This is a genomic window from Amycolatopsis granulosa, assembly GCF_011758745.1.
Taxonomy (GTDB): domain Bacteria; phylum Actinomycetota; class Actinomycetes; order Mycobacteriales; family Pseudonocardiaceae; genus Amycolatopsis_E; species Amycolatopsis_E granulosa.
The window spans coordinates 5,498,015-5,510,520 of sequence record NZ_JAANOV010000001.1; the positions used below are offsets into that span (position 1 = coordinate 5,498,015).

Below are 12,506 nucleotides of genomic sequence, written 5' to 3' on the forward strand. Positions count from 1 at the left end.
CGGCCGCCGGCCCCGCCCGGTTCACTTCCGCGACGGATTGAACCCGATCGCGCGCCACGCCGTGGTCAAACGGTGCAAGGATCGCCGGTGGAGGAGGTCGGGTCATGGTGGCGTGGCTGCTGCGGATCCTGGTGGTCCTCGGGCTGCTCGGATCGGCGTGGGTGCACTGGACCCTGTGGTCGGGCGAGGGGTTCCGCGACATCCCCACGATCGGCCCGTTGTTCCTGGTCAACGTCGCCGCCGGGGTGATCGTCGCGGTCGCTGTGCTGTTCTGGCACCACTGGCTGCCGGTGCTCGCGGCGATCGGGTTCGGCGCCGCCACGCTGGGCGCGTACCTGATCTCGCTGACCCCGGGAGGCCTGTTCGGGGTGCGGGAGCAGTTCGTGACGGCCGCGGAGAAGTGGGGCGTGATCACCGAGTCCGCGTGCATCGTGTTCGGGGTGCTGCTGCTGGTCGCGCAGCGGGTCCGGCGGAAGCAGAGCGTGCTCGTGTGACCGGGGGCGCCGAGGACCAGCTGATGCGGGCGCTGCACGCCGACCACGCGGCCGCGCTCTGGTCCTATGCGCTGCGGCTCACCGGGGGCGACCGCGCCCGGGCCGAGGACGTCGTGCAGGAGACGCTGCTGCGGGCCTGGAAGCACCCGCGGGTGCTGGACCAGACGCAGGGGTCGGCGCGGGCGTGGCTGTTCACGGTGGCGCGCCGGATCGCCATCGACGACTGGCGGTCGGCGGCGCACCGGTCGGAGGTGACCACGGACTCGCCGCCGGAACGCGCCGCGCCGGACGACACGGACCGGGCGTTGCAGGGGTGGCTGGTCGCCGAGGCGCTGCGGGAGCTGTCCGTGGCCCACCGCGAGGTGCTGTTGCTGTGTTACTTCCAGGGCTTCTCGGTCGCCGACGCGGCCGAGCGGCTCGGGATTTCGCCCGGGACGGTCAAGTCCCGGACGCACTACGGACTGCGGGCGTTGAAGCTCGCGCTGGAGGAGAAGGGGGTGACCCGGTGACCGAACCCGACGAGTTCGTGACCTATGACGCGGCCTACGTGCTGGGCGCCCTCGCACCGGAGGACCGCTCGGCGTTCGAGGAACACCTGCGCACCTGCGACCGGTGCTCCCGGGCGGTGGCCGAGCTGGCCGGTCTGCCCGGGCTGTTGTCCCAGGTGACCGCCGACATGCTGGGGCCGGCACCGGATGCGCCGACGGGGTCTTCGGCTGCGGGGTCTGCGGGGGCGGTCCGGGCGGTCACGGGGGAGCCCGGGGTGAAGCCGTCGCGGGACGGTCTGCCGTCCCAGGCTGTGGAGCCGCCGCACGAGTGGCCGGTGGCGTCGCTGCCGGACGGGGTGCTGCCGGGACCCGGGATGCGCCCCACCGGGACGCCGGGGACTGTGCCGGGTGAGCCGCCATCGGCCGGGTCGCCGCCACGGGAAATGGCGTCGGGCAACGCCGTGCCGGGGGTGTGGCAGCCCGGGGTGAGCCCCGATGAGCCGTCATCGGATCGGGCGTGGCGGCCCGGGATGCCGGATGAGCCGTCGTCGGGCAGGTCGTCGGGTGGGTCGTCGCAGCAGGTGACGGTGCCGGGCGAGCGCTCGCCGGGCGGAGATTCGCGGTCCGCGACCGCGCCGGGTGAGCGGTCATCGCCAGGGGCGGGGCGGCCGGGGATGGTGCCGGGCGATCCACTGCCGTTCGTGCCGCCGGCGGTCGCGCCGGGCGGGGCGTCACCGGAGGAGATGCTGCCGGCGTTGCTGCGCACGGTGCACCGCGCCCGGCGGCGCCGGCTGGCGACGACCATCGCGGCAGCGGTGGCGGCCGCGGCGGCGGTGCTGGCCGCCATCTTCGTGTCCCTGTCCGGCGGGGACGGTGGCGGGACCGCCATGACCCCGCTGGGCGCCTATCCGGTCCAGGCGACCGCCGCGGTGGCCTCGGTGTCCGGCGGCAGCCGGGTCGACATGTCGTGCACCTACCGGGGCGCCCGTCAAGGGGCGGGATACCAGCTGGTGGCCCTCCGCGTGGACGGCTCGGAGACCGAGCTGGCCACGTGGACCGCCACCCCCGACCGCGACGCCCGCATCTCGGTGGGCACCGACGTGCCGCGCGAACAGATCACGGCACTGGAAGTTCGCACCACGAGCGGCGTACCGCTGCTGCGCTGGCACCCCTGACGAGTGGCCGGTGTGGTGCGCGCACGAGTGGGACTCTCGTGACGAGCGACCGGACCACTCGTGAACGGGCGAGGCGCGACTGTGCCCCGCAGACCCGTCGACCGGACCGTGATCACGCTCCTGGCCGGATTCCGCGGGAACTGCATCCCACTGGACCTTGCCTGACCCTGCGCACGCGGCACCACGGTTTCCCGCCTGGAACTCCGCGTGCCGAATGGGCCCGGCTATCCGGCACGTGCGCGAAGTTCGCTCGTTCCGCCAGGAGTGCCGGCGGAGCGGTACTCGGGTGGCCTGCCGAGATACCAGCGGATCGCCAGTCCGCGTGAGACCGGCGTGATACCCGCGGATCGGCGCTCGCGAGCACCGGCGAGAGGTGCCTTCCCCGCGACTCTGCATCGCTCGGGTCTCCGCCGGTGCAGGGCGATGCCGGGAAGAGTCCCGGTGCCACGAGCGAGCGGGAGGGCGCGACCGGTTCTCCCGTCGCGCCACGAGAAGACCGTTCGCACGAGGTGCCTCGTGCGAAAGGAACTTTCGTGCGCGCCGGGAATTGCCGACCCGGCCGAGCCGGTTCCAGGCTGGGACCGTGAACTGGGGAATCGTCGCGGCGCTCGGCGCCGCGGGAACGTGCGCCGGCGCCGCAACGGCCCGCCTGCTCCGCCGGGCGGAGGCGCCGGTGCCGGTCGTCGCCGTCGCGGCCGGCACCGGCGCGGTGTGGCTGGTGTTCGCCGCCGCGGGCGTGAGCCGGTGGCTGCCGTTCGTCCTGGCGGCGCTCGCGGTGCCGTTGACCGCGGCCGACCTGGGCCATCGGCGGCTGCCGGATGTGCTCACCCTGCCGGCGTACCCGATCGTCGTCGCGGTGGTGCCGAACCCGCTCCAGGCGCTGGCCGGGGCCGCGGTCTTCGGCGGCGCGCACGTGGTGGCCCACGTGCTCGCCCCGCACGCGATGGGCGCCGGGGACGTGAAGCTGGCCGGAGCCCTCGGCGTGGCCCTCGCGTCGGTGGGATGGCTCGCCCTGCCTGCGGCCGCCGTGCTGGCCGCGTTCGTCACGGCGGTCCTGGCCGTGAGCCGCCACTGGCGCGATGGCGTCCCGCACGGGCCCGGCCTCCTCGCCGCGGCCACCACGTTGGTGTTGTTGCGTCCGGGATGACCGGCGGTGGCAGGGCGGCTCCGTCTCCGCCGTGCATGGCCGCCCCGCGGGCCCGCGCCACACCGGCCGGAGCCGCGTGCACCGCATCGGGAGGGTCATGACAGGATCGTCTGGTGGGACTGCGCTGGATAACCGCTGGTGAATCGCACGGCCCGGCTCTCGCTGCCGTGCTCGAAGGGATGGTGGCCGGGGTCGAGGTCACCACCGCCGACGTGAGCGAGCAGCTCGCCCGCCGGCGGCTCGGGTTCGGCCGCAGCCCCCGCATGGGCTTCGAGACCGACCACATCGAGTTCCTCGGCGGCGTCCGGCACGGCGTCACCCAGGGCGGGCCGGTCGCGGTGCACATCGAGAACGCCGAATGGCCCAAGTGGGAAAAGGTCATGTCGGCCGACCCGGTCGACCCGGCCGAGCTCGAGGGCCTGGCCCGCAACGAGCCGCTCACCCGCCCCCGGCCCGGGCACGCCGACCTGCCCGGCATGCAGAAGTACGGCTTCGACGAGGCCCGCCCGGTCCTGGAGCGTGCCAGTGCCCGGGAAACGGCCTCCCGCACGGCGCTGGGCACCGTCGCGCGGAACTTCCTCCGTCAGCTGCTCGGCGCGGAAATCGTCAGCCACGTGGTGTCCATCGGCGGCGCCGCCGCCCCCGACGGGCCGCTGCCCGGGCCCGGCGACCTCGCGGCCGTCGACGCCTCGCCGGTCCGCGCCTTCGGCCAGGAGGCCACCGACGCGATGATCGCCGAGGTCGACGCCGTGCGCCAGGCCGGCGACACCGTCGGTGGCGTCATCGAGGTCATCGCGTACGGCCTGCCGCCCGGGCTGGGCTCCCACGTCCACTGGGACCGCCGCCTCGACGCGCGTCTGGCCGGCGCGCTCATGGGCGTCCAGGCCATGAAGGGCGTCGAGGTCGGCGACGGCTTCACCACCGCCCGCCGCTGGGGCAGCCAGGCCCACGACGAGATCGACCGGGGCACCGGCCCGGTCGGCGTCACCCGCCGCTCCAACCGGGCCGGCGGTCTGGAAGGCGGCATCACCAACGGCGAGCCCGTCCGCGTGCGGGTCGCCATGAAGCCGATCTCCACCGTCCCCCGCGCACTGTCCACAGTGGACGTCAAGACCGGTGAACCGGCCGTGGCGATCCACCAGCGTTCCGACGTGTGCGCGGTGCCGCGCGCCGGTGTCGTCCTGGAATCCGTTGTGGCGCTGGTGCTCGCCGATGCGGCACTGGAGAAGTTCGGCGGCGACTCGCTGGCCGAGACCAAGCGCAACGCCGAGTCCTACCTCGCTGCCCTGGAGGAACGGTGGACCAGCCACCCTGCATCGTGATCGCCGGGCCGCCCGGGTCCGGCAAGAGCACGATCGGGCCGCTGCTCGCCGAACGCCTGGGCGTGCCGTTCCGCGACAGCGACGACGACATCATCGCCCGCACCGGCCGCGCCATCGCCGACATCTTCGCCGAGGACGGCGAACCGGCCTTCCGCGTCCTGGAAGAAGAAGTGATCGCCGAGGCGCTGGCCGCGCACCACGGGGTGCTGTCGGTCGGCGGCGGCGCCGTGCTCGCCGAGGGCACCCGGAAACGCCTGCGCGGCCACCCGGTCGTGTTCCTCAACGTCGGCTTCGCCACCGGCGTCCAGCGCGTCGGCCTGTCCACCGCGCGGCCGCTGCTCGCCGGGGTCAACCCGCGCGCCACCTACCGCTCGCTGCTCGAGGCGCGGTTGCCGGTCTACCGCGAGATCGCCACCCTCGAGGTGCAGACCGACGACCGCAGCCCGGCCCAGATCGTCGACGCCATCGCCCGCGAACTAGCCCTGGAGGAAGCGCAGTGACCGATCCGGTCCGGATCGAGGTCCGCACCGCCCGCCCGTACCCGGTGATCATCGGCCGTGGCCTGCTCGGTGAGCTCACCGAGGCGGTCAAGGACGCCTCCGGCGTCGCGATCATCCACCAGCCCACGCTGGCCGCCACCGCCGAGGCCGTGCGCGACGAGCTCATCGCCGCCGGGCTCGACGCGCACCGCGTCGAGATCCCGGACGCCGAGGACGGCAAGGACCTGTCCGTCGCCGGGTTCTGCTGGGAGGTCCTCGGCCGCATCGGCCTGGACCGCCAGGGCGTCGTCGTCGGCCTGGGCGGGGGAGCGGTCACCGACCTCGCCGGGTTCGTCGCCGCCACCTGGATGCGCGGCGTGCGGCTGGTCAACGTGCCCAGCACGCTGCTCGGCATGGTCGACGCCGCGGTCGGCGGCAAGACCGGCATCAACACCGACGCGGGCAAGAACCTGGTCGGCGTCTTCCACGAGCCCAGCGCCGTCCTGGTCGACCTCGCGACCCTGGAAACCCTGCCCCGCCACGAACTCGTCGCCGGCATGGCCGAGGTCGTCAAGGCCGGGTTCATCGCCGATCCGCGCATCCTCGAGCTCATCGAAGCCGGCCCGGAAGCCGCCACCGACCCCGCCGGCGAGATCCTCGGCGAGCTGGTGCACCGGTCCATCCAGGTCAAGGCCGACGTGGTGGCCGCCGACCTGCGGGAATCCGATCTGCGGGAGATCCTCAACTACGGCCACACGCTCGCCCACGCCATCGAACGCCGCGAACGCTACCGCTGGCGCCACGGCGCGGCCGTCAGCGTCGGCCTGGTGTTCGCCGCCGAGCTGGCGCGCCTGGCCGGCCGGCTCGACGACGCCACCGCCGACCGGCACGCGCGCATCCTGGAGACGCTCGGCCTGCCGACCAAGTACGACCCGGACGCGCTGCCCCAGCTGCTGGAGTCCATGCGCAAGGACAAGAAGACCCGCTCCGGTGTGCTGCGGTTCGTCGTGCTCGACGGGCTGGCCAAGCCGGGCCGGCTGGAAGGCCCGGACCCGGCGCTGCTCGCCGCCGCCTACTCGGCCGTGGCCGGTCCCCGGCAGTCCGAGGGCGGGAGCGTGCTGCTGTGAAGGTGTTCGTGCTCAACGGCCCCAACCTGGGCCGCCTCGGCACGCGCGAGCCCGGCGTCTACGGCTCCACCACCCACGCCGAGCTCGCGGAGCTGTGCGTCAAGACCGGCGGCGAGCTCGGCATCGAGGTCGAGGTGCGGCAGACCGACCACGAGGGCGAGATGATCGGCTGGCTGCACGAGGCCGCCGACGGTGGTAACCCCGTGGTGCTCAACGCCGGCGCCTGGACGCACTACTCGATCGCCGTGCGCGACGCGGCCGCCCAGCTCACCGCGCCGCTGATCGAGCTGCACATCTCCAACGTGCACAAACGCGAGCAGTTCCGGCACCACAGCGTGCTCTCCGACATCGCCACCGCCGTGATCGCCGGGCTGGGCGTCGACGGCTACCCGCTCGCCCTGCGCTGGCTCGCGGCCAACGCGGGATGACCGTCCCGGACCTCCGAACCGCCCGGCTGCGGCTGCGGGGCCTCCACGCCGCTGACACCGAAGCGATCGTCCGGATCTTCGCCGACCCGGAGATGAGCCGCTTCCTGGCCACCGACCTCAGCGACCCGGCGCGATGCCGGGCCTCGGTCGCGCGGCGCCTGTCCTACGCCGGGCCGGACGGCACCGGCCACTGGGTCGTCGAACGCGAGGGCGAGGTCATCGGCCTGGCGCACCTGCGGCCGTCCACCGAGCTGTCCGGGGATCTCGTGGAGACCGGCTACTTCCTCGACCCCGCCCACGGTGGCCAGGGCCTGGCCACCGAAGCGGCCGACGCGCTGCTGCGCCACGCCTTCGCGGCCCTCGGGCTGCCCGCCGTGTGGGCGCTCATCCACCAGTCCAATGTGGCCAGCCGGAAACTGGTGCACCGCCTGGGTTTCACCGATGTCGGCGGCGGCGAGCACTACGGCGGCCCGCACCGCGTGTTCGTCGCGCTGCCGGCCGCGACCGGGCAGTGGCACCACGTCGAGCTGTGGGTGCCCGACCTCGCGCGCGCCGAGGACAGCTTCGGCTGGCTGCTCACCGAACTCGGCTGGCGGGAGCACCAGCGCTGGCGCGACGGCGTGAGCTGGAAACTCGGCGCGGGGTACCTCGTGGTCGAACAGTCCCCGGCGCTCACCGGTGCCGTGCACGACCGTTGCGCGCCGGGTCTCAACCACGTGGCGCTGCACGCCGGTTCGCCGGAGCGGGTCGGCGAACTGGCCCAGGCCGCGCTCGCCCACGGCTGGCGGCCGTTGTTCGCCGAGCGCTACCCGCACGCCGGCGGTGCTGATCATTACGCCGCGTATCTGGAGAACGCCGACGGCTTCGAAGTCGAACTGGTCGCCGACTGGCCGCGTTTCACTCGACCGGGTTAGGCGCTCTCTACACTGATCGTGTCGGTGGCGGTGAACGAACGGCGGTGACCATGCGCAGGGTGCTCGGCGGAACGCTCGCCGCGGTGCTGGCCGTCAGCGCGCTGGCCGGGTGCGCCGGCAGCGTGCCACCGCAGGCCGAGGGCGCCGGGCACGGCGTGATCGGCGGCGCCCGGCCGGACACCACCACGACCGCACCCGCCGACGTCGCGCTCGAGACCGCCTCGCCGCGCGAGAGCCCCGGTGTCGTGGGCGCGGGCGGACCCGGCGCGCCCTACAACTACGGCCCGACCGTGATGGCCGACGGCGCCACCAACCGGATGTGGTGGTGCAGCCAGTACCCCGGCTCGCCGCCGCCGGGCGACGACATCCTCTACGCCGAATCCGGGTCGCTGGACGGGCCGTTCACCGGCCCCGGCGGCGCGGTGCCGCCCGCCGTGCTGTCCGGCGACCCCGGACAGTTCGACGGCGTGCACACCTGCGATCCGTCGGTGATCCGGGTCGGCGGGACCTACTACCTGTACTACACCGGCGCGGCCGGCGACCACGCGCTCGGCAACGCGATCGGCCTCGCCACCAGCACCGACGGGATCACCTGGCGGCGCGCGAACGGCGGCGGTCCGATCGTCGGCCCGGCCCACGACACCCACCGCGACAACCTCTACGGCGCCGGCCAGCCCGCCGCGGTGTACCTCGACGGCTGGTTCTACCTGATGTTCACCGATACCACGGGCCTCGCCGCGGGCTGGAACGGCGCGGGCCAGTTCGTGCTGCGGTCGAAGGACCCCACCTTCGCCGGTGGTATCGAGGCGCTCGGGGAGGCCGGCTTCGCCCCGGTGGCGAGCACCGCCGCGCCGCGCACCAAGTCCGTGGCCGACGCGTTCAGCGCGGACCTGATGTGGATCGACGCGCTGAACGCGTGGGCGATCGCGCACGAGACCGCGGACGGCACCACGATCACCTTCTGGGACCGCGACTTCACCCGCGGGCCGTACCGGCCGGTGCTCGTCCCGGGCGCCTGGCGGGAGGGTCCCGGCCTGGTCCGGCGGCCGGACGGGCACGCCCCCGTCTCGGCGGCGGACCCGTGCGGGCGGGTGCCGCTCGACGTGGTCCGCGCGACCGCGACCGGGGAGGCCGGCGCGCCCACCGATCTGCGCCGGTTCGGGCTGGACGTCGTGGGCGTGCCCGGGTGCGCGGACCCGCGCCGCGCGCTGACCGTCCTGGACGGCTTCGCGATGCCGTCCCCGGTGCGGACCATGGATCTGGTCGTCGCCGGACAGGTCGTGCGCGTCGACCGCCGCTCGGTGGCGCAGCAGCTGGCCGGGCACGTGCTGGACACGCGGCTGGACGTGCTGGACCAGTTCCCGGTCGCGGCACGGCTGGAGTCGGGCACGCGTGCGCTGACGGCGGCCGGGCTCGGCGTCGGCTTCCTGCTCGACGACGGCCGCCTCTACCCGGTGCGGCGGGTCGACGCGGTGGCCGCGAACGGCTCCGCCGTCGAGGACGTCTCACCCGCGCAGTGGCGCGGCTTCCCGGCCGGGCCCGCGCTGGGCTGATCCGGCGGCCGGGTCAGTCCTCGGCCGCGGGCCGCGGGCGCGGGCGCGGTGCCGGGCGCTCCTCCCCGGGCCCGTCCTCGTCGGTCGCCGGCCGCTTGACCCGCCCGCCGGCGAACAGGCCCAGCCCGGCCGGCACCAGGATGAGCAGCGCGGTGAACGCGGCGCCACCGGTGACCGCCGGCCACAGCTCGTCCGCGCCCGTGCGGTCCACGAACACCGCGCGCCCGATCACGTACAGCACGCCGGACACCGGGCCCGCCACCAGCGACGCGATCAGCCAGGTCCGCCCGGCGCCGGCGCGGCGCAGCCACGCGTCCAGCGCGCTCCACAGCGCCGCGATGCCCACCAGCAGCGCGATCACCGCGATCCGGGCGGTGGTCAGGCCGGTCGGGTCGTACACCGTCGCCTTCGCCAGGGCGACCTCGGCCAGCGCGTGCAGCACCGCCATGCCCAGACCTCGAACCAGCCAGGACCGCATACCCATCCACCCATCGTCGCACCGCACTAAGCTGCCGGTGTGCCCGACCTCCACGCCTCCCGGCGCGACGCCCTGCGCACGGTGCTCAACGAGTCCGGCGTCGACGCGTTGCTCGTCACCGACCTGCTCAACGTCCGCTACCTCACCGGCTTCACCGGCTCCAACGCCGCGCTGCTGGTGCACGGCGCGGGTGAGGACCGCACCGTGTTCTGCACCGACGGCCGCTACACCACGCAGGCCGCGGCCGAGGTGCCGGACCTGGAGCGGGTCATCGAGCGGGAGAGCGCCCAGGCTCTGCTGGCGCGCGCCGCGGGCGACGCGGCCGCCTACCGGCGCACCGGTTTCGAGAGCCAGCACGTCAGCGTCGAGGCGCACGACGCCTACACCCGGGTCGCCGAGGGAGTCGAGCTGACCCGCGCGCCCGGCCTGGTCGAGCGGTTGCGGCTGGTCAAGGACGAGACCGAGATCGAGGCGCTGCGGATGGCGTGCGCGGCCGCCGACCGCGCGCTGGCCGGGCTGCTCGAGCACGGCGGCCTGCGGGCCGGCCGCACCGAACGGGACGTGGCGCGCGATCTGGAGAACCGCATGCTCGACCACGGCTCGTCCGGGCCGTCGTTCGACACCATCGTCGCGGCGGGGCCGAACTCGGCGATCCCGCACCACCGGCCCGCCGACCGCCCGCTGCGCAGCGGGGACCTCGTCAAGCTGGACTTCGGGGCGACCGTCGACGGTTACCACTCCGACATGACCCGCACGGTCGTGCTCGGCCGCCCCGCCGGCTGGCAGGAAGACCTGTACGAGCTGGTCCGCCGCGCCCAGGAGACCGGCCTGGAGGCGGCGCTGGCCGGGCAGGCGGTCGCCGACGTCGACCGGGCCGCCCGGCACGTCATCGAGCACGCCGGGCACGGTGACGCCTTCTCGCACGGCCTCGGGCACGGTGTCGGCCTGGAGGTGCACGAGGCGCCCAGGCTCGCGAAGAACGTCGCCGGTACACTGGCCGTCGGCATGACGGTCACCGTGGAGCCAGGCGTCTACCTCGCCGGCCGCGGTGGCGTGCGCATCGAGGACACGCTGGTCGTGCGGGACGCCGATCCCGAACTCCTCACCCTGAGCAGCAAGGAACTCGTGGTCGTGTAGCGCGGCCCGATCGGAAACAGGAGAACTGGACAACCCGTGGCCACCACCAACGACCTGAAGAACGGCCTGGTGCTGAACCTCGACGGACAGCTGTGGTCCGTCGTGAACTTCCAGCACGTCAAGCCGGGTAAGGGCGGTGCGTTCGTGCGCACCACGCTCAAGCACGTGCTGTCCGGCAAGGTGGTGGACAAGACCTTCAACGCGGGCACCAAGGTCGACACCGCGACCGTCGACCGGCGCACCATGACCTACCTGTACAACGACGGGTCCGACTACGTCTTCATGGACGGCGAGACCTACGACCAGATCACGGTGCCGCGGGAGACGGTCGGCGACGGCGCGAACTACCTGCTGGAGAACACCGAGGTCCAGGTCGCCATGCACGAGGGCGTGGCGCTCTACGTCGAGCTGCCGACCTCGGTCGAGCTGGTCATCCAGCACACCGACCCGGGCCTGCAGGGCGACCGTTCCACCGGCGGCACCAAGCCGGCCACGCTGGAGACCGGCGCCGAGATCCAGGTGCCGTTGTTCCTGAGCACCGGCGAGAAGGTCAAGGTCGACACCCGCGACGGCCGTTACCTGGGCAGGGCCTAGGTTGTCCGACCCGGTATCGGCACCCCGTCGCGGCGGCCGCCGCGCCCTGCGCAGGCGTGCCGTCGAGATCCTGTACGAGGCCGCCCAACGTTCACTCGATCCGGTGACGCTGCTGGCGGACCGGGTGGGGTCCACCGCCGCCGACCCGGTCGGCGATTACACGATCACCCTCGTCGAGGGCGTCACGGCGAACCGTGAGCGCATCGACGAGCTGCTCGCCGAGCACGCGCACGGCTGGACGCTGGAGCGCATGCCCCCGGTCGACCTGGCCGTGCTGCGGGTGGGCGTCTACGAGCTGCTGTGGGCGGCGGACGTGCCGGACCCGGTCGCCATCGACGAGGCGGTGGGCCTGGCCCGGGAGCTGTCCACGGACGACTCGCCGCGGTTCGTCAACGGCGTGCTCGGCCGCATCGGCACGATCGCCGACCGCATCCGCGCGGTGCTGTAGCGCGCAGCGGAAAGCCCGGCGCGCGGAGATCGCGCCGGGCTCCTGTGCGGGAGGTCCGGGGGTGCCGGCCGGACGGCGCGGCGAAGCGAGGCGGTCCGCGTTCGGCGAACCCCCGCCTGCTCGGGTAGCCCTCAGTCCTCCTTGGCGGGACGCGCTTCCGGGGGCAGGACACCCCAGTCGATGAGCTGCTCGGTCAGTTCACCGGGCGTCATGTCGTAGATGATGGCCAGCGACCGCAGGTCCTCGGTGCGGATGGACAGCACCTTGCCGTTGTAGTCGCCGCGCTGGCTCTGGATGGTGGCCGCGTAGCGGGCGAGCGGACCGACCTTTTCGGCCGGCAGCTGCTGCAGCCGCTCCAGGTTGATCACGATCTTGGTGGCGGGTTCGGCGCCGGAGGGCACACGGCCTTCGGGCAGCAGCTCGACCACCGGCACGCCGTAGAAGTCGGCGAGCTCGGCCAGTTTCTGCACGGTCACGGCCCGGTCGCCGCGCTCGTAGGAACCGACCACGACAGCCTTCCAGCGTCCGCCGGACTTCTGCTCGACCCCGTGCAGGGACAGGCCCTGTTGCTGGCGGATCCCGCGGAGCTTCGCCCCGAGCGCCTTGGCGTAATCGCCCATCTGGTGGTTCTCCGTTTCCTCGCCCAGTCGGTCTGGTGGGCCGCCGGGGGACTGCCGAGTTGAACACTCAGAGTAATGGTTACGCATTGTCGTCACCAGGTC

General features: G+C 73.7%; 14 protein-coding genes and 1 pseudogene. 13 read left to right on the forward strand and 2 right to left on the reverse strand.

From position 1 onward, the window contains the following. Positions 1-104 precede the first annotated feature (104 nt). The 10 genes and pseudogenes from FHX45_RS27105 (at position 105) to FHX45_RS27155 (ending at position 9,127) form a co-directional block, all read left to right on the forward strand. Positions 105-494, forward strand: a complete 390-nt coding sequence (locus FHX45_RS27105) for a hypothetical protein (RefSeq protein ID WP_167107836.1) — start codon at positions 105-107, stop codon at positions 492-494. A 23-nt stretch (positions 495-517) separates the two neighbouring features. After that, entirely contained in the window at positions 518-1,003 is a 486-nt protein-coding gene (locus tag FHX45_RS27110) for a sigma-70 family RNA polymerase sigma factor (RefSeq protein ID WP_208401145.1), read from the forward strand. Continuing rightward, a pseudogene (locus FHX45_RS27115) lies at positions 1,000-1,191 on the forward strand (anti-sigma factor family protein); the annotation flags it as partial. The gene FHX45_RS27110 and the pseudogene FHX45_RS27115, both read left to right, overlap by 4 nt. A 1,549-nt stretch (positions 1,192-2,740) precedes the next feature. Beyond that, positions 2,741-3,304: a prepilin peptidase gene (locus tag FHX45_RS27125; RefSeq protein ID WP_341771629.1), complete on the forward strand. Its 564-nt coding sequence runs from the start codon at positions 2,741-2,743 to the stop codon at positions 3,302-3,304. 113 nt (positions 3,305-3,417) lie between these two features. Beyond that, positions 3,418-4,626 (forward strand): chorismate synthase, encoded by a 1,209-nt coding sequence (gene aroC, locus FHX45_RS27130; RefSeq protein ID WP_341771630.1) that lies wholly within the window; start codon positions 3,418-3,420, stop codon positions 4,624-4,626. After that, positions 4,623-5,126, forward strand: coding sequence for a shikimate kinase (locus tag FHX45_RS27135; RefSeq protein ID WP_167109516.1), 504 nt, complete (start codon positions 4,623-4,625; stop codon positions 5,124-5,126). The genes aroC and FHX45_RS27135 overlap by 4 nt, the downstream gene beginning before the upstream one ends. After that, on the forward strand, positions 5,123-6,232 hold the full coding sequence (gene aroB / locus FHX45_RS27140) for a 3-dehydroquinate synthase (RefSeq protein WP_167107842.1): 1,110 nt from the start codon (positions 5,123-5,125) through the stop codon (positions 6,230-6,232). The genes FHX45_RS27135 and aroB overlap by 4 nt, the downstream gene beginning before the upstream one ends. Then, a complete protein-coding gene (gene aroQ / locus FHX45_RS27145) occupies positions 6,229-6,660 on the forward strand; it encodes a type II 3-dehydroquinate dehydratase (RefSeq protein ID WP_167107845.1) in 432 nt (143 codons plus the stop codon). The genes aroB and aroQ overlap by 4 nt, the downstream gene beginning before the upstream one ends. After that, positions 6,657-7,574 (forward strand): GNAT family N-acetyltransferase, encoded by a 918-nt coding sequence (locus FHX45_RS27150; RefSeq protein WP_167107848.1) that lies wholly within the window; start codon positions 6,657-6,659, stop codon positions 7,572-7,574. The genes aroQ and FHX45_RS27150 overlap by 4 nt, the downstream gene beginning before the upstream one ends. A gap of 50 nt (positions 7,575-7,624) precedes the next feature. Further along, positions 7,625-9,127, forward strand: coding sequence for a glycoside hydrolase family protein (locus tag FHX45_RS27155; protein WP_208407878.1), 1,503 nt, complete (start codon positions 7,625-7,627; stop codon positions 9,125-9,127). A gap of 13 nt (positions 9,128-9,140) precedes the next feature. Here the strand turns inward: FHX45_RS27155 and FHX45_RS27160 are convergent, their stop codons facing one another. After that, a complete protein-coding gene (locus FHX45_RS27160; RefSeq protein WP_243869240.1) occupies positions 9,141-9,575 on the reverse strand; it encodes a hypothetical protein in 435 nt (144 codons plus the stop codon). 69 nt (positions 9,576-9,644) lie between these two features. Here FHX45_RS27160 and FHX45_RS27165 point away from each other — a divergent pair, with 69 nt between their 5' ends. Genes FHX45_RS27165 through nusB form a run of 3 tightly spaced genes read left to right on the forward strand, consistent with a single transcriptional unit; the run spans position 9,645 to position 11,784 of the window. Beyond that, entirely contained in the window at positions 9,645-10,742 is a 1,098-nt protein-coding gene (locus tag FHX45_RS27165; RefSeq protein ID WP_167107851.1) for a M24 family metallopeptidase, read from the forward strand. Between the two features lie 36 nt (positions 10,743-10,778). Next, entirely contained in the window at positions 10,779-11,336 is a 558-nt protein-coding gene (gene efp, locus FHX45_RS27170) for an elongation factor P (RefSeq protein WP_167107854.1), read from the forward strand. A gap of 1 nt (position 11,337) precedes the next feature. After that, positions 11,338-11,784, forward strand: a complete 447-nt coding sequence (gene nusB / locus FHX45_RS27175) for a transcription antitermination factor NusB (protein WP_167107857.1) — start codon at positions 11,338-11,340, stop codon at positions 11,782-11,784. Between the two features lie 131 nt (positions 11,785-11,915). Here the strand turns inward: nusB and bldD are convergent, their stop codons facing one another. Continuing rightward, positions 11,916-12,404 (reverse strand): transcriptional regulator BldD, encoded by a 489-nt coding sequence (bldD, locus tag FHX45_RS27180; protein WP_020422358.1) that lies wholly within the window; start codon positions 12,402-12,404, stop codon positions 11,916-11,918. Between the last annotated feature and the right edge of the window lie 102 nt (positions 12,405-12,506).

Coding starts and splice junctions, on each gene's coding strand:
- FHX45_RS27105 (WP_167107836.1), top strand. CDS start 105: ATGGTGGCGTGGCTGCTGCGGATCCTGGTGGTCCTCGGGCTGCTCGGA.
- FHX45_RS27110 (WP_208401145.1), top strand. CDS start 518: ATGCGGGCGCTGCACGCCGACCACGCGGCCGCGCTCTGGTCCTATGCG.
- FHX45_RS27150 (WP_167107848.1), top strand. CDS start 6,657: ATGACCGTCCCGGACCTCCGAACCGCCCGGCTGCGGCTGCGGGGCCTC.
- FHX45_RS27155 (WP_208407878.1), top strand. CDS start 7,625: ATGCGCAGGGTGCTCGGCGGAACGCTCGCCGCGGTGCTGGCCGTCAGC.
- FHX45_RS27160 (WP_243869240.1), bottom strand. CDS start 9,575: ATGGCGGTGCTGCACGCGCTGGCCGAGGTCGCCCTGGCGAAGGCGACG.
- bldD (WP_020422358.1), bottom strand. CDS start 12,404: ATGGGCGATTACGCCAAGGCGCTCGGGGCGAAGCTCCGCGGGATCCGC.